This window comes from Mucilaginibacter frigoritolerans, assembly GCF_007830615.1.
In the GTDB taxonomy this organism is placed as follows: Bacteria; Bacteroidota; Bacteroidia; order Sphingobacteriales; family Sphingobacteriaceae; genus Mucilaginibacter; species Mucilaginibacter frigoritolerans.
This window is the reverse complement of record NZ_VLLI01000016.1, coordinates 67,021-84,165: the sequence shown is the minus strand read 5'-3', so window position 1 is coordinate 84,165 and position 17,145 is coordinate 67,021. Positions and strand designations below refer to the sequence as shown.

Annotated in this window: 11 protein-coding genes; 4 read left to right on the top strand and 7 right to left on the bottom strand. The window is 40.8% G+C overall.

The window, feature by feature from the left end:
* Nucleotides 1-2 precede the first annotated feature (2 nt).
* The 3 genes from JN11_RS21715 to JN11_RS21705 all read right to left on the bottom strand — a co-directional run bounded on the left by JN11_RS21715 (nucleotide 3) and on the right by JN11_RS21705 (nucleotide 4,395).
* Entirely contained in the window at nucleotides 3-2,123 is a 2,121-nt protein-coding gene (locus JN11_RS21715; protein ID WP_144916095.1) for a bifunctional aldolase/short-chain dehydrogenase, read from the bottom strand.
* Between the two features lie 22 nt (nucleotides 2,124-2,145).
* Nucleotides 2,146-3,264, bottom strand: a complete 1,119-nt coding sequence (rhaT, locus tag JN11_RS21710) for an L-rhamnose/proton symporter RhaT (RefSeq protein ID WP_144916094.1) — start codon at nucleotides 3,262-3,264, stop codon at nucleotides 2,146-2,148.
* A gap of 105 nt (nucleotides 3,265-3,369) precedes the next feature.
* Complete coding sequence (locus tag JN11_RS21705) at nucleotides 3,370-4,395, bottom strand: winged helix-turn-helix domain-containing protein (RefSeq protein ID WP_144916092.1); 1,026 nt, start codon at nucleotides 4,393-4,395, stop codon at nucleotides 3,370-3,372.
* A gap of 1,000 nt (nucleotides 4,396-5,395) precedes the next feature.
* Between JN11_RS21705 and JN11_RS21700 the strand changes: the two genes are divergently transcribed.
* Genes JN11_RS21700 through JN11_RS21685 form a run of 4 tightly spaced genes read left to right on the top strand, consistent with a single transcriptional unit; the run spans nucleotide 5,396 to nucleotide 11,922 of the window.
* Nucleotides 5,396-8,656 (top strand): SusC/RagA family TonB-linked outer membrane protein, encoded by a 3,261-nt coding sequence (locus JN11_RS21700; RefSeq protein ID WP_246139070.1) that lies wholly within the window; start codon nucleotides 5,396-5,398, stop codon nucleotides 8,654-8,656.
* Nucleotides 8,657-8,660: 4 nt separating this feature from the next.
* Nucleotides 8,661-10,112 carry a SusD/RagB family nutrient-binding outer membrane lipoprotein gene (locus JN11_RS21695; RefSeq protein WP_144916091.1) on the top strand — a complete coding sequence of 484 codons (1,452 nt, stop codon included), beginning with the start codon at nucleotides 8,661-8,663 and terminating at the stop codon, nucleotides 10,110-10,112.
* Between the two features lie 21 nt (nucleotides 10,113-10,133).
* Nucleotides 10,134-10,595 (top strand): hypothetical protein, encoded by a 462-nt coding sequence (locus JN11_RS21690; RefSeq protein ID WP_211360878.1) that lies wholly within the window; start codon nucleotides 10,134-10,136, stop codon nucleotides 10,593-10,595.
* 43 nt (nucleotides 10,596-10,638) lie between these two features.
* Nucleotides 10,639-11,922 (top strand): metal-dependent hydrolase family protein, encoded by a 1,284-nt coding sequence (locus tag JN11_RS21685; RefSeq protein WP_144916089.1) that lies wholly within the window; start codon nucleotides 10,639-10,641, stop codon nucleotides 11,920-11,922.
* Nucleotides 11,923-12,137: 215 nt separating this feature from the next.
* Here JN11_RS21685 and JN11_RS21680 read toward each other — a convergent pair whose 3' ends face one another.
* The 4 genes from JN11_RS21680 to JN11_RS21665 are packed head-to-tail and all read right to left on the bottom strand — an operon-like array spanning nucleotide 12,138 to nucleotide 16,859.
* Nucleotides 12,138-12,914 (bottom strand): hypothetical protein, encoded by a 777-nt coding sequence (locus JN11_RS21680; protein WP_144916088.1) that lies wholly within the window; start codon nucleotides 12,912-12,914, stop codon nucleotides 12,138-12,140.
* Nucleotides 12,915-12,945: 31 nt separating this feature from the next.
* The gene (locus JN11_RS21675) at nucleotides 12,946-13,677 is read right to left on the bottom strand and encodes an MIP/aquaporin family protein (RefSeq protein WP_144916086.1); all 732 of its coding nucleotides are present in this window, start codon (nucleotides 13,675-13,677) and stop codon (nucleotides 12,946-12,948) included.
* Between the two features lie 24 nt (nucleotides 13,678-13,701).
* Nucleotides 13,702-15,216 (bottom strand): glycerol kinase GlpK, encoded by a 1,515-nt coding sequence (gene glpK / locus JN11_RS21670; protein WP_144916085.1) that lies wholly within the window; start codon nucleotides 15,214-15,216, stop codon nucleotides 13,702-13,704.
* A 50-nt stretch (nucleotides 15,217-15,266) separates the two neighbouring features.
* The gene (locus JN11_RS21665; RefSeq protein WP_144916083.1) at nucleotides 15,267-16,859 is read right to left on the bottom strand and encodes a glycerol-3-phosphate dehydrogenase/oxidase; all 1,593 of its coding nucleotides are present in this window, start codon (nucleotides 16,857-16,859) and stop codon (nucleotides 15,267-15,269) included.
* Nucleotides 16,860-17,145: the final 286 nt, after the last annotated feature.

Below are 17,145 nucleotides of genomic sequence, written 5' to 3'. Positions count from 1 at the left end.
AACTACCTTACAAATCCTGCCGATACGCCGCCGTCAACATTGATTACATTCCCTGTTGATTTGTTTAATAAGCCTCCGGTTAAAGCAAAACAGGCATTAGCGATATCAACAGGTAAAATAATCTCATTCAGTAATGTCCTTTTAGCGTAGTAGGTAGGTAGTTCTGCAACAGTTATACCATAAGCTTTAGCCCGGCCTTCGGCCCAACCGCCTGCCCAAATGTTACTGTCGCTTATCACAGCGTCAGGGTTGATGACATTTACCCGGATATGATTAGGACCAAGTTCTGCGGCATTCAATCTGCTGAGGTGCAGTTGTGCCGCTTTCGCACTGCCGTAACCGGCGTTGTTTGGCCCGCTAACTAAGGCGTTTTTACTTACTATGTTGATGATGTCGCCACCAATGGCTTGTTTCTTCATCACTGCCACAGCTGCCTGAGTAACCAAAAACTGGCCTTTTACCAATACATCATATAATAAATCCCAATCTTTTTCGGTGTGGTCGGCTATTGTTTTAGAGATCGATAAGCCGGCATTATTCACTATCAAATCTACTCCACCAAAAGCTAAAATAGCGGTTGCTATTGCTTCATTAATCTGTTCCGCGCTAGTTACATCCAAAGTTACGGTGGTATATGCATCTTTACCGTATGCTTTTTTGAATTCTTCGCCGGCACCTTCTAAGCGTTCGGCGTTCATGTCATTCAATATAACAACTGCGCCTTCTTCTACAAACCTTTTGGCAATCGCTTTACCGATGCCGCCTGCACTTCCGGTTATAAAGGCAACCCGTCCTGATAAGGCTTTTGGTTTAGGCATGCGTTGCAGTTTGGCCTCTTCCAGTAACCAGTATTCAATATCAAAGGCTTCCTGGCGTGGCAATGAAGTATATGCTGAGATTGCCTCAGCCCCTTTCATGACGTTTACAGCGTTGATATAGAATTCAGCTGCCACGCGGGCGGTTTGTTTATCCTTGGCAAAAGTAAACATGCCTACACCCGGGTAAAGTATTACTACCGGGTTAGCATCGCGAATAGCAGGGCTGTTCAGGTGTTTGCAAGTATTATAGTAATCCTCATACATTTTGCGATAGGCTTCAAATGCAGGGGTAAGTTTATCTTTGACAGCAACGACATCTGACAGGTCATCGCCGGCTTTTAATTCCAATACCAGTGGGCTGATTTTGGTACGCAGAAAATGGTCGGGGCAGCTGGTGCCCATTGGAGCTAAACGCTCCAGATCGTTAGCATTAATATATTCCAGCACCCTTGCATCATCTGTAAAGTGGCCGATCATCTGTGTTTTTGATGAACAAAATCCCCGTAATATTGGCGCTAATGCTACTGCTTGCTTTTTGCGTTCAGCTTCGGGCAAACTATCAATCTTTTTACCACCAAAAGCAGCACCTTTTTTCTTGTAGTTTTCTTCTAAATACTCAGCGCATTTTTCAATTACTTCAAGGGTATTGATATAGCTTTCATATGCGGTATCCCCCCAGGTAAACAATCCGTGTGAGCCCAGCATGATACCCCGGATGTCTGGGCTGGCATCTAAACAGGCTTTAAGCTGCAAGCCTAAGTCGAAGCCGGGGCGTTGCCAGTCTACCCAACCTATTGCTCCTCCGAAAAGCTCATTGGTTATTTTTTTACCGTCTTTTGCCGCCGCTATAGCAATGGCCGCATCGGGGTGTAAATGATCAATGTGTTTGAAGGGTAAAAAGCCATGTAAGGGCGTATCAATTGACGGGGCTTTTGAGTTAAGGTCAAAAATGCTGTGGTTAAATAGTTCAACCATTTCATCTTCAAACTCAATACCGCGATAAACATTCTTCAGGCTGCGCAGACGGTCGACATATAAAGCGGCGAGACCACTTTTTTTCAATGTGCCGATATCACCGCCCGAACCTTTGATCCACATTACTTCAACTTTGTTTCCAGTTAAGGGATCTTTGTCCATTACCTTACATGATGTATTGCCGCCACCATAGTTGGTTAGGTGCAAATCGGCGCCCAAAAGGTTTGATCTATATATCAGTAATGCTACCTCGTCGCCTGCTAGTTCGGCTGCTTTGGCGTCATCCCATAAATAACTTACATGTTTAAATTGTGTTGTACTGGCAGACATATGCTTAATATTGAATTATTATTTATTTGATATTATTTGTATGGATTAATTTGATCTCTTCGTCTTTGACAGCATTTCCTTTGCCTACTATTAAAACCGATAAAATCATCACTGTTATACCGGTAATTATTATTGCAAGAGCCCTTTTGCTTACGCCTTTCCATTCTTTTAGAACCAGGCCCCAAGCGTTTGCAATGAGTATTATAAAAGCCATGTGCAATATCCATGAACTGGCACCATTGCCCATTTTACTTTCGCCCATACCATAAAAAAAGAATTGCAGAAACCAGGTGGTGCCTGCCAATGCGCAAAAGATGTAGTTTTTTAACAGGGGCGTTTTTTTATCGGTATAATTCCCAAAACTTTTATTGCGGGCATTTAATACCATACACCAAATAAAGTTGGTCGTTAAGCCACCCCATAAAATTACAATATAAACCACATTGTTTTGAAAAAGGAAATTTCCCTGCCCGTGATGATTGGCTATCCATATAGTATTGGCAGAATCAGCCATTGTTTTACCGGCCTCTATTCCGAAATTAAAGCAGGCGCTAAGTACGCCGGAGACAATCGCCACTACAATGCCCAGCCCGAAGCGGTAATCTTTATTGTCAGCTACATTGGCCCTGCCTGCAGCCAGTTCTTTTTCTTTCATAGTGCCTGCCCAGCCGCAGATGATGATGCCGACTACGGTAAGCCCGATACCCGATAATACCCATTGGCCCCAATGGGTAGTTGCCAATGTTACTATGCTGTCTTTCCCCGCTTGAGGAAAGAAACCATAATAAACAGAGGGGATAAGCGAACCGAACACGGCACATAGGCCTAATATAATGGTGCTGCCTAATGACACCCCTAAATAACGAACGCCCAGGCCATAGGTTAACCCGCCAATTCCCCAAAGCAGGCCGAAAAAGTAGGTGAGGAGCAGGATGCTACCATTAGTGTCGCGTATAATTTCGGTGAAATTCGGAATAGTTAACCAAGCCGCCAATGGCGGAACAAGTAGCCAGGAGAAAATACCGCCCACTATCCAGTAACTTTCCCATGCCCAGTGCTTCACTTTTTTATAAGGTATATAAAAGCTACCGGAAGCAAAACCTCCTATAAAATGGAATATTACGCCAAATAGCACCTGCATATTAGAAATTTATAAATTGGTTTATAAACGCAATAATAAATGACAAAAACTACTTAACCTTCCTTATCCTTCACGGGCACTGTAATAGTGTGGTTTATATTGGGGTTATATTGAGTTTCTAAATGTTACGTGAAAAGGAATAGCCAAATGGTCTTTCGAGTTATCCAGTACCATACGGGCCGTTTTTTCTCCCATCATTTTAAAGTCGGTAGAAATAGTAGTAATGCCCTTCAGAATTATTTTCTTTAAAGGGGTCTCATTATAAGAGATGACACCGATATCATTTCCTACTATTAAGTTTGCTGCGATGGATTTTTCAATAAGGTCCACCAAGTCATCTTCCATTAAATTAATGTACACGGTACCCGGTTGCAGTTGTTCTTCCGCCAGGCCGCTAATGGTTTCATGATTGAACGCATAGTCCACGCAGAAGTTTTCAAAGCCTGTCAGAATTTGCTTTGAATAATAGCTATTCTCGGGAAAAATTATTTTAATTGTTTTGTATTTTGATAGTTTTCCTGATAACTGACTCAAAGCTGAATAGATATCCAGTTCGAAGTTTTCAAAAACGGCCCCAAAGCTTCCACACATGCCCGGAATTAATTTATCCATCAATATTAACTTATCTTTTGGCAGTTCATTGATAATTTTCAGTGCGTCCGCTTCGCTCTCTTTAAAGTGCGGAATGATCACCAGTTTAGAATATTGATCGACTTTTTCAAGCAAAATCTTCTTGAAGAAATTAAAGTCATTATTATAAATATAAAAATCAATTGCGGCGTTTGATCCCAGAGTTTCCGCAAAGGAGTCGTAAATGATTTTTTTATGACTGCTTAACTTATTAAATAGTAATAATATTTTTACCGGTTTTTGAAATAGAATATTGGAGATAAAATATCCTTTGCCGTTAATGGAACTGAGTAACCCAATTTTTTTTAATTCGTTATAAGCTCTTTCGATTGTATTCCGCGACACTTCAAGGGCTACGCTCAAATCAAAGATCGATGGGAAAATATCACCTTTTTCGATAAGCTGATCGTCAATCCCTCTAAGGACAGAATTGTAAATCTGCAGGTACTTAGGTGTTATTGAAAACTCATCTATTTTAATAATTTTCAAATAATTCTTCATACTAAATTTCTAATATGACATATTTTATATGGAATAAAAGTAGCGTTTTTTTATAACGCTTGCTGAGTGCGGAAAAACAGGATCTGAAACCGTAATCAAGAAGATTGAGGAAGGTTGAGGTAGGCTCAGGAGGGTTAGTTAAATCCAGTAAAATACTTTTGAAGGCCTTTTAAGTCCATTTACAAGTACTAATTAACCAATGAATTAAAGTAGGTGGCTTGCTTTGGATTGGCAAAGCTATGGAATTGTTCAATTTACACATTATCAGACCCTCTTTCGCCTGAACAAATCTACCCATCAAACTCCATTTTCTTTGTTGCTCGCCAAGCCCGCGCAATATTAATAGAATTTTTAATGTATCATGTTTAAATACGAATATAATACAGTTTACCGCCTGGAGAAATCGTTTTTGTTTTTCATATTTTATGATTTCAGTGCGGAGAAGTTAAAAAAGGATCTTTTTTGTACTATGTTTAAGTTAAAGCTTTTTGAAGATTTTCTGTAAACTTTCATTTAGAAAACCAATGTTAACTTTACTCCATATAAAGACTGTTTAAATAAAAGATAGGACAAACGCCCAATGACTACAGGATGCTAAGCTGATATTACAATTACCATATCTGTAACGACTAAAGATCAAAGCACTTATACCTCTGTTCAATATTTATTCTATTAAATCTATAGATTTAATAGAATAAATATTATCTTCGCGTAACATTTTTGATATAAAATAATAATGCAATGAATACAACTCTACTTTTCCTATTCAAAGGGTCAAATCCGTCTTTTCATTACCGAATTCAACCTAGTTTTTGCCAATTCCAAATTAACACTTGGTGTAGCGCCCGCTATTGTTGTTAAAATTCCTTAATTGTTGATGGAATCATAAGCTGAATTCTTCATCACAACTCTTTTCATTTTTTCTTTTCCAGTTCAAATTGATTCCCGGAATCAGTTAAAGAACTTTTTTGTCAAAATTTTCAAAACTCAAAAGTATTTCATGATGAAACCAATACGTATTAAATGGCTATTGCTATTTATTTTTTTATGCCCGCTGGTAACTTTTGCGCAGCAGCAAGTTGTTCACGGCAATGTTAGCGACCAGCAAGGCGGTTTGCCTGGTGTAAGCGTCAAGATTAAAAACACATCAAAAGGGACTATAACAGATGGTAAGGGAGATTATGCGATAAAAGCAGTCAATGGCGAAACGCTTGTTTTTTCTTTCGTAGGTTATAATAACCAAGAAATTAGCGTTAACCAGCCAACCATAAATGTAACGCTAACCCATAATGCCAATAAATTGGATGAAGTGGTGGTTGTAGCATTGGGCCTCTCCAGAAACAAAAGTGAGCTGCCTTACTCTGCGCAAACACTAACCGGGGCAGAAGTTAACAGTAACCGCAATACCAATTTACTTGGTGAATTATCCGGAAAGATAGCTGGCGCTCAAATCAGGCAGGCTAATGATATTGGTGGCTCAACAAATATTGTGCTACGAGGGCCTAAATCACTATCAGGCAGTAACCAGCCATTATTTGTGGTTGACGGCGTACCTATTGACAACTCGAGCGAACTTGAACTGGGCGGCATTAGTAATGTAACCCAAAACCAACGCAATGGCAAGGGCGGTTATGACTATGGCAGTCCTGGGGCTGATATCAACCCGGATGATATTGCCAGCGTTACTGTGCTGAAGGGAGCTGCTTCTACTGCGCTTTATGGATCAAGAGCGGCAAATGGCGCCATTATTATTACCACAAAGAAAGGTAGTAAAAGCCTTAATGTAGTTTTAAATACAGGCGTTCAATTTGGGTCGGTTGATAAGAGCACATTTGCTCAATACCAAAAGGAGTATGGCGCAGGTTATGGGCCTTACTATGACCCGAACACACCCGGCAGTCATTTTGATTACACCGATATATTGGGCAATGGCACTAAACAACTGGTGGTGCCTACCTACGATGATGCTTCTTACGGTCAAAAGTTTGATCCGAATTTGCTGGTATATGACTGGCGGTCCCTTGATCCTACATCACCCTATTATCATAAACAAACACCATGGGTGGCAGCTAAAAACGATCCCTCCACTTTTTTCACTCATCCCTATACATTCAATAATAGCTTATTTATTGACGGCGGTACCGACAAGGGTAACTATAAGCTAGGCTATACCCGGTCAGACGATTATGGCATATTGCCGAACAGCAGCATAGGTAAAAACTTGTTTAATTTCGGAGGTTCTTACAGACTTACGGATAAATTAACCGCACAGGCGAGTGTTAATTATACGCAAACCGCAGGAAAGGGCAGAGGAGGAACTGGTTTTGGCGGACAAAACGGCGAACCCATAAATATCCTGCAAAATTTCCGGGAGTTCTGGCAGGTGAACGTAGATGTTCAGGACCTGAAAGACGCTTATTTCAGGACGCAAAGCAATGATAACTGGAATGTTAAAAGCCCTACAGACCTCAGCTCTGCTTATTGGGACAATCCTTATTTTGTTCAATACCAGAATTATGAAACAGATGAAAGAGATCGTTATTTTGGTAACGTAAGTCTTGATTACAAACTGTTCAACTGGTTGGATATTTTGGGACGTGCTTCTGAAGACTATTATAATGAGTTTCAGGAACAGCGTATAAACGTTGGCAGCGTGGTTACGCCATCATCATATTATCGTTTAAACCGCACTTATAAAGAAAATAATTACGATTTATTGTTGAATTTCAATAAGGCCATCACAAATGATATCAGCTTTAAAGGAGTTTTAGGTTTAAACGCCAGGCGGCAAAATATTAACTCTATCAGCGCCTCCACGAATGGCGGGCTGGTAATTCCCGGATTATTTGCTCTAAGCAATTCGGTAAATCCTATAGATTACCCTATAGAGGAAGTTGATCAGAAAGTAGTAACCGGCATTTTTAGCGGTGTTACTTTCGGTTATAAAGACCTGCTTTTTCTTGACGGAACTTTAAGGCGCGACCAATCTACAACGCTGCCCGATAAAAACAATACTTATTATTACCCTTCTGTTGCCGGTAGTTTTGTTTTCTCCGGCTTGCTTAAAGATTATACATGGCTTTCCAACGGTAAGGTAAAACTGAATTATGCTGAAGTTGGTAATGATGCACCATCGCACAGTATTAGCGAGGTTTATGATAAGGCTGCCAACTTTGGATCCGAACCGCTTTACTATGTGTCAACGGTGCGCAATAACGCCGACCTGAAACCAGAGCGGACAAAGAGTTTTGAAACCGGTTTGGAAGCATCATTCCTTAAAAACCGTATCGGGTTCGACTTTACTTATTATAAAAATAATACTATTAATCAGATCCTGCCAGTATCAGTATCTACAGCAACAGGGTATGATGGTTTATATGTAAACTCCGGAAATGTTCAAAATAAGGGTGTAGAGGTTACCGTAAATGGCACGCCGATAAAAAACAATGATTTTTCATGGAACATCAATGTGAATTTCGCTAAAAACACCAATAAGGTTTTATCGCTTTACAACGGGGTAAGTAATTACCAGTTGGCAGCTTATAAAGGTGGCGTAACAACAAATGCCACTGTGGGCGAACCGTACGGAACTTTAAGGGGAACTGATTTTATTTACAAAAACGGGCAAAAAGAGGTTGATGCGAGCGGCCATTACTTGTTTACATCTAACTCTAATAATAATTTAGGAAACTCCAACCCGGATTGGACCGGCGGTGTCTATAATGCTTTCCGTTATAAGAATTTCACTTTAAGCTTTTTAGTTGACTTTAGCCATGGTGGAAATATCTATGATGTAGATATGGTATTTGGTTTATGGACAGGATTATACCCCGAAACAGCAGGCTTAAATGATTTGGGCAATCCTAAAAGAAATCCTTTATCACAAGGCGGGGGTGTTATTCTGCCTGGTGTTTATGCAAACGGAGCGCCGAACACCACCCGGATTGACGCTTCTCAAAATCAGTCGGCTTATGGCTATCAAACAGCCCCGAACAAAGCCTTTGTATATGATGCTTCCTACATTAAGCTAAGAGAAGCTGCACTTACCTATAGTGTACCTGCATCATTTGTACAGAAAATCGGAGCTGTAAAAGCAATCGACGTTTCTCTTAATGGCCGTAACCTTTGGATAATCCATAAGAACATTCCTTATGCTGATCCGGAAGATGGCCTTGGTGCAGGCAGCGCCTACCAGGGAGTTCAGCTTGGCTCATACCCCAACGTGCGCAGATATGGTTTTAACTTAAAATTTACTTTCTAAACAGATGAAAAAGATAATATTAACGCTGCTGACCGCCATGGCATTAAGCGGCTGTGTTAAAAAAGATGAATCCCTGAATAATGATACCAAAAGCGCGACTGCTGTACCGGCATCCACCTTGTTTTCCTATGCAGAAAAACAACTGTCGGATGTATTGGCAACCAGCGCTTATAATGTTAATATATTCAGGCTGACTGCCCAGCAATGGACCGAGACCACTGCAATATCCGAAAGCGATTATGACTTGAAATTGCGTAATGTTCCTGATGGTTTCTGGAATGCTATTTATGTAAATGTATTGCGTAATTTATACGAGGCAAACAAGCTTACGGAAGCTGACGTAACTTTGTCAGCGGCACAAAAAAGTAACCAGCTGGCACAGATCAATATCCTTGAGGTATATGCTTATGCGGTATTGGTCAACACTTTTGGCAATATTCCTTATACCCAAGCGGTTGATTATACCAATACTACACCTAAATATGATGATGCAAGCCAGATTTATGATAGTTTATTAAGCCGCCTGGATGATGCACTTTCAAAGCTTAATACCAGCGCGCCTGGATTCAATACCGCCGATCTGTTGTTCAATGGTACTAACGAGATCAGTTCATGGAAAAAGTTTGGCAATACCGTAAAGTTAAAAGTAGGTATAACCCTGGCTGATGTAGAGCCGGCAAAAGCTCAACTGGCTGTGGAAGCTGCGGCTCCAAATGCCTTACAATCAAATGCTGATAATGTAAGCTTTAACTATTTAACAACTACACCAAATACCAATCCGCTGTGGGTTGATCAGGTACAAGGCCATTTAATAGATTATGTTGCAGGGGCAACACTTGTTGATCTGCTGAATAGTTTAAACGATCCAAGGAGACCGGCTTATTATACCGCCATTGATACGAATGCTACACCACAAGCAGGTGATCTGCTGGTGTATAAGGGCGGTGCTATAGGCAAGGTGAATACCTATAATAAATTCTCCACATTCAGCAATACTATTGCCCAGCCGAACCTGCCATCGTTGCTGGCTGATTACTCGGAAGTTGAATTTGATCTGGCGGAAGCAGTAGAAAGGGGATTTAATGTAGGCGGAACCGCAGAGCAACATTACATTAATGCGATAACAGCTTCCATAAATTATTGGGGAGGCAGCGCCAATGACATTAGTACTTACCTTGCCAATCCCAAAGTTGCTTACGCAACAGCCACAGGTTCGTATAAACTGAAAATCGGAACCCAGAAGTATATTGCCCTTTACAACAGAGGTTATGAGGCCTGGACAGAGATAAGGAGGTTAGGCCTGGTGCTGCCATTGCCGCCAAACCAAACATCCTATCTTAACCGTTTTACTTACCCAATAACTGAGCAAAATGTTAATCAGGCTAATTACAGCCAGGCTGCCGCAGCAATAGGAGGAGATAATATTGCGACAAAGTTATTCTGGGACAAAAACTAACCACGTTTTAAATTAAACAACATGAAAAAAGTAAACATACGCTACTTCAAATCATTAACAGTAACGCTGATAGCAATGGTTCTGTTGATTTCAGGCAACCAGGCTTCGGCCCAAAAAGCAAACCCGGCTGAGTATTTTAAAATAGAAGATTATTACAAAATAAAGTGGGGTTACACAGATGAGTTTATTGCACTGTGGAAGAAGAATCACTACCCTTTATTAAAAAAATTACAGGAGAAAGGCGATGTAATAAGTATTGAAGCAGAAACCCCACGATTGCACAGCAGCGAGGAGAGCCGCTGGGATTTAAAAGTAAGCGTAGTTTTTAAAACGGCTGCGCTTGCCTTTGATTACAGTATTGTTGACCCATATAAATTGCAATTGTTTCCCGATCAGGAAACCTATAAAAAGGAAGAGCAGCGGCGATGGGAAATTGTGATTGCCCACTGGGATGTAACTGTTGAAAATCTTCCATTAAATTAAAATAGCACACATTAATACATTTTCAACCGGAAAATATATGCAAATGAAAAAGATAATAGTGCTGTGTTTATTGCTGTGTGCTCAAATTGCACATGCTCAAAAAACCTATCTGTACTGTGGTAAACTTATTGATGGTATTTCCAATACCGTTCAAACTAAGGTAACCATTATTGTGGATAGCGGCCGGATACAAAGTGTAGTCAGCGGTTATCCCGATGCCGGCAGTGCAGATAAAGTAATCGATCTGAAATCGAAGACCGTTTTACCAGGCCTTATAGATTGCCATGTGCACCTGGAAGACATCCTGAGCACCAACACCTTGCTGGAGACCTTTACTTTATCAGATGCGGATATTGCGTATCGTTCAGTAAGTTTTGCAAAAAAAACACTTTTAGCCGGTTTTACTACCGTGCGTGATCTGGGCGGTACTGGTGTAAATATCAGCCTGCGAAATGCGGTTGAAAAGGGTTGGGTTGATGGCCCGCGGATATTTACCGCCGGGAAGATCATCTCATCAAGCGGTGGCGCAAGCGACCCAACAAACGGTTTCCGGGATGATGTTTTCAATCATCGTCCCGGACCCGAAGATGGGGTTGCCGATGGGAGGGATGAGCTGATAAAAGCAGTAAGGCTTCAAATAAAAGCAGGTGCTGATGTAATAAAGATCGCTTCAACCGGTGGTGTTTTTGAATTGGGAGACAATAATAAAAAAGCAAAGTTCAGCATTGATGAAATTAAGGCAGTAGTTGAAACAGCTAACGATTATGGCTTGAAGGTGGCCTGTCACGCCCACGGGGCCGAAGGAATACGGAGGGCCATATTAGGCGGTGTAGCCTCAATTGAACATGGCACTTACATGGATGATGAAGATATCAGGCTGATGAAGCAATATGGTACATGGTATGTACCCACCATTATTGCCGGCAAGGCCGTTGCCGACTCTGCAAGGAAAGGGTATTATCCGCCAATTATTGCCGGTAAAGCGATAGCTTTTGGTGATCAGATTCAAAGGACTTTTGCAAAAGCGTATAAAGCCGGTGTTAAAATTGCTTTCGGAACTGATGCGGGGGCATTTGACCATGGCTTGAATTACCTTGAGTTCGGGTATATGGTTGATGCCGGAATGCCTGCGATGGACGCCATCAAATCGGCTACATCTAATGCAGCTATACTTTTAGGAAAGCAACAGGAATTGGGTAGCATTAGCAAAGGTAGGTTTGCCGATGTAATTGCAGTTGACGGCGACCCGCTCACGGATATTAAGGCAATCAAAAACGTGGTATTTGTAATGAAAGCGGGAAAAGTCTATTTAGGTATAGGTAATTAAGTGGATATTCCGAAGCCATTGACTACTTCATTCCAAAGGTACAAACAGGGATTTCCGGAATGAGGTAGTCATGCCTGTCAGAATGTTCAATTCAATAGCAATAAGGGGGGTATAATAAAAAAAGAGACTGATCATGATTTATGATACAGTCTCTTTGAAGCTTGTTAATCAATTAATTATATTTTATTGTGCCTTCAGCTTTTATATAACACAATTTAAAAAACATTGATAATCAATTGCAGCGCCCCATCCTTATGTTCGGGGCTGAACATCGCGGTAGCGGCAACGGGCATATGATAATTAAAAAGAACTAATTCCTTATTAAGCGTTAACCCGGTATTTACAATATTAGGTTTGGACCCATAAAAATTCTGATCCCTGCCAAACGCAAATCCACCTCCTGCAAAAATATGCAGATCAGAGCTGTCTTGTTTCCACAACCTGTAATCAAGTACTACATAGTTGGAGTAGGCATTGGCCAAATCACCATTGCTTTTTACATAGGTATCCCGTCCCTGTACAATTGTACTCCAATTAATACTTAACGGAAAAGAGTTGCCAAATTGATAACCAGCTGTTACATCTATAAAATGCGAAGTACTGGCAGGGTTATAATTAAACAAATTGGCATTTGGATAATTGGTGAAATTATTGATGTCCCAGACCGAAAAATTAAAGCCTGATTTAGTATAGCTTACATAATAATCAAATTCCTTGTAATCACCGGTAAAGCCCGTTCCTCCCCATACACCAACGGCAAAACTTCTGTCGCGGGTTGTATAATGAATATCTACATCACTGATGGGGCTGTTTGAAACTATGAAACCGCGCCATATATAAAGGCTGCGCACCTGTAAATTAACATCAAAGGGTTGGTATTTTTTTAATACGGTAGTGTCTTTTTTTCTTGCTGTTGTATCCTGTGCCATACCATGAAGACAAAGGCATAGCCCAAGTATAGCCATTAGGCTAACTTTATAAATGGTTTTCATAAAAATGGTGTTAAAAAATTAACAGGTTTATTTATCCATGTAGTTGATCGTATAAAAGCGCTGCTATTACCGCTCCTATAAGAGGGCCTGCAATCGGGATCCATGAGTAAGCCCAGTCGCTGCCGCCTTTACCTTTAATTGGTAATAAGGCGTGTATGATTCGTGGCCCCAGGTCACGTGCCGGGTTAATGGCATAGCCGGTTGTCCCGCCTAATGATAAGCCTATTACCCACACCAAAAACGCTACCGGCAGCGCGCCAACCGAGCCGAGCCCGATAGGTGTTTTACTTGGCGTTATTTCGGCACCTGTAATGTAAAAGATCACTAATATCAGCACAAACGCGCCAATAATTTCGCTTGCTATGTTTGATACGTAATTGCGTACTGCAGGGCCGGTACAAAATATGGCTAACACTGAAGCCGGATCATTAGTACGTTTAAAATGATCATAATACATTACCCAAACCAGGAAAGCACCAATAAAAGCACCCATAAACTGGGCTATAATATAAGGAACAACGTTTGCCCATGCGAATTTACCTGCAACTGCAAGGCTGATGGTAACAGCAGGATTTAAATGAGCGCCGCTGTATGGACCTGCAACAGTAACGGCTACAAAAACAGCTAAACCCCAGGCGGTGGTAATTACCATCCAGCCGCTGTTGTTTCCTTTGGTATCTTTCAGAAGAACGTTGGCTACTACGCCATCGCCCAGAAGTATCATCAGCATAGTGCCAATTAACTCCGCTATAAATGGAGACATCTTAATTAAATTTTAAGTTGATAACTAAACCAATTCACCTTGTGAAACTTCATCAATAGAGCATTGAGCTGTATGGATTGCTCTTTCCCAACCATGGATACCTTTCTTTATGATTGATGGATCTGCATTAGCAGTAAACTCTTTCTCTGATTTCCAAAGCTGCTGTATCTCTTCCACGTTTTTCCAATAACCTACGGCCAATCCGGCCAGATAAGCCGCGCCTAATGCTGTTGTTTCAACTATAGTAGGCCTTATAACCTTACAGTTAAGTAAATCGGACTGAAACTGCATCAGCATATTATTAGCTGTTGCACCACCATCAACCCTTAACTCTTTTATCTCGATACCGGCATCAGCTTCCATTGCTTTTAATACATCCATAGTTTGGTAAGCGATAGATTCTGTTGCCGCCCGTGCAATATGACCTGATGTAGTACCTCTGCTAAGGCCAACAATTGTACCTCTAACATCGGGCTTCCAGTAAGGAGCGCCAAGGCCGGCAAAAGCAGGTACAAAATACACCCCCTGCGTGTCTGGCACACTTAGGGCCAGTTGCTCCACATCGGCTGATGTTTTAATAATTCCCAGGCCATCACGCAACCATTGAACAACAGCTCCGGCTATAAATATGCTTCCTTCAAATGCATATTGTATTTGCCCGTTAATTTTCCATGCAATGGTAGTTAATAAGTTGTTTTTTGATTCGATAAACTTATCGCCAATGTTCATTAGCATAAAACAACCGGTACCGTACGTATTTTTAACCATGCCCTTTTCAATACACATCTGGCCAAAAAGTGCGGCATGCTGATCGCCGGCCATGCCTGCAATTGGTATTTTTGAGGCAAATATAGTAGTGGCTGTTTCGCCATATATTTCGCTGGATTGTTTTACTTCGGGCAGCATGTTTTTAGGAACATCCAACAGTGCTAACAATTCATCATCCCATTGCTGGGTACGGATATTGAACAGCATGGTTCGGCTGGCATTAGTTATATCGGTAACATGCACTTTGCCCCTGGTAAATTTCCATACAAGCCAGCTATCAACAGTACCGAAAGCCAGTTCACCGGCATTTGCTTTTTCGCGGGCGCCTTCTACATTATCCAGGATCCACTTTATTTTGGTTCCTGAAAAATAAGAATCAATTACAAGCCCTGTTTTTGAGCGTATCAGTTCTGTTTTGCCCTGTTTTTTTAATTGATCGCAAAACTCTGCAGTTCGCCTGTCCTGCCAAACAATGGCGTTATAAACCGGCTCACCGGTAATTCGGTCCCAAACTATGGTTGTTTCCCGCTGGTTAGTAATGCCTATTGCTTTGATGTTAGTGCCGTTAATACCCATCTTAACGGTTGCTTCGGCTGCTACTCCTGCCTGAGTAAACCATATTTCATTAGGATCATGTTCTACCCATCCCGATTGTGGAAAAATCTGAGTAAATTCTTTTTGTGCTACAGATCTGATTTTTCCATCATGATCAAAAATAATAGCCCTGGAACTGGTTGTTCCCTGGTCTAACGCTAAAATGTAATCTTCCATAACTTTATTATTTATTTTTGGTATATATTAAAAAAAGCAGATTTAGTGGTTTAGGTTGCCGGTGAATATGGTTCGAGCAAATAGGTTTTAGCAACCTTTCTGAACAAATCAACTTGCTCCTTTTTCCATGTGGTATCTTTGTTGAGTTCGCCAGCTATAAGATCAGCTACAGCCGGTGCCATATCAATTGCCGCTCGTGCATCTAAAAACAAGGCTCTTACCCGTCTGGCTAAAATATCTTCTACTGTACGGGCCATTTCATGTCTAACACCCCATATCACCTCGGCTTTAATATAAGGCATGCGGGGATGCAATTTTTCTTTCCATTTGGGGTTTTCATTGCCAAGTGCGAGCAGTGCAGCTTCATCGCTTCCGTACACATATAAGTGGTCTTTGCGATCTACATCTGCTTTATTGCCATGTATAGGTAATGTTTTAGTCTTATTTGGATAAGGGGTTAATCCCCCAATCTCTATTGCTTTATCAATAGTGTCTTCGCCCATACGGCGGTAGGTTGTCCATTTACCGCCGGTTATAGTTATCAATCCTGATTCTGATACGATCAGCTTATGACTGCGTGATATTTCTTTGGTTTTTGATGATCCGCTTTCTGGCGCAGCTAAAGGGCGCAAACCGGCAAATACACTTAATACATCTTTACGGGTTGGCGCTTTTACTAAATACTTAGCGGCTGTACGCATAATAAAGTCAATTTCTTCTTGTAAGGCCACTGGTTCCAGGCTGTGTTCATCAATGGGGGTATCGGTAGTGCCTATAACCAGCTTATCATGCCATGGAACAGCAAAAAGTACCCGGCCATCATCCGTTTTAGGGATCATCAGCGCGTCCTCACCCGGCATAAATGATCTGTTGAGCACAATATGAACACCCTGACTTGGCCTTACCATTGGTTTTCTTCCGGGTTTATCTATATTTAAAATGTTATCAACAAATACGCCTGTTGCATTAATTACAGTTTTGCCTTTTATGGTATAGCTTGTGCCGGTTTCTATATCGGTACAAACAACCCCTGTAATTTTGTCTTCTTTATTTTTGATTAAATTAACCACCTTAAAATAATTGAGCACGGTAGCGCCCTGCTCTATGCAGGTTTGAGCAAGATTTACAGCAAGTCGCGCATCATCAAACTGACCATCGTGATAAACCACTCCTCCATATAAACTTTTTTGCTGTATAGTGCCCAATTTACTAATCACTTGTTTTTTTGAAATATGTTTAGCCCTGCCAAAACCTAATTTTCCGGCTAACAGATCATATAATGTTAGGCCTATTGTGTAAAAAGCACCTCCCCACCATTCATAATTAGGTATAATAAATGATTCATTTTTAACCAAATGGGCTGCATTTTTAAGGAGCAATCCTCTTTCGTATAGCGCCTCTCTGACCAGGCCAATATCGCCCTGGGCAAGATAACGCACCCCGCCATGTACTAATTTGGTGCTACGGCTGGATGTGCCCTTTGCAAAATCAACTTGCTCTAACAATAGCGTTTGATACCCGCGGGATGCAGCATCAAGTGCGGTACCCAGTCCTGTAGCGCCACCCCCAATTACAATTACATCCCATATTTTTTCCGGATCACTTAATACTGTTGCTATTTTATTTCTTTCTGTGCTGATCATAATCTTCAGATGTTTTTTATTATGGAGCTGTTTGCTTCGTTTGTAATTTTAATTATAAACGAAATATAACGAAACTATATTGTGATATAATGAAAGTTTTTATAAGATATTAGTTGCTGTTAATTTTTGTTTGTTTCATTTGTGGGGCAATATAATAGCTTTTATGTAAATAAAGAAACAAATCGAAATGTTTGTTGTGTTTATTTGTATGGAATATTTAAAGAATGTAGTCTATAATGTTACGCTTATTGTTATTTTTGAGATGATAATTGTATTTTTTTGTACC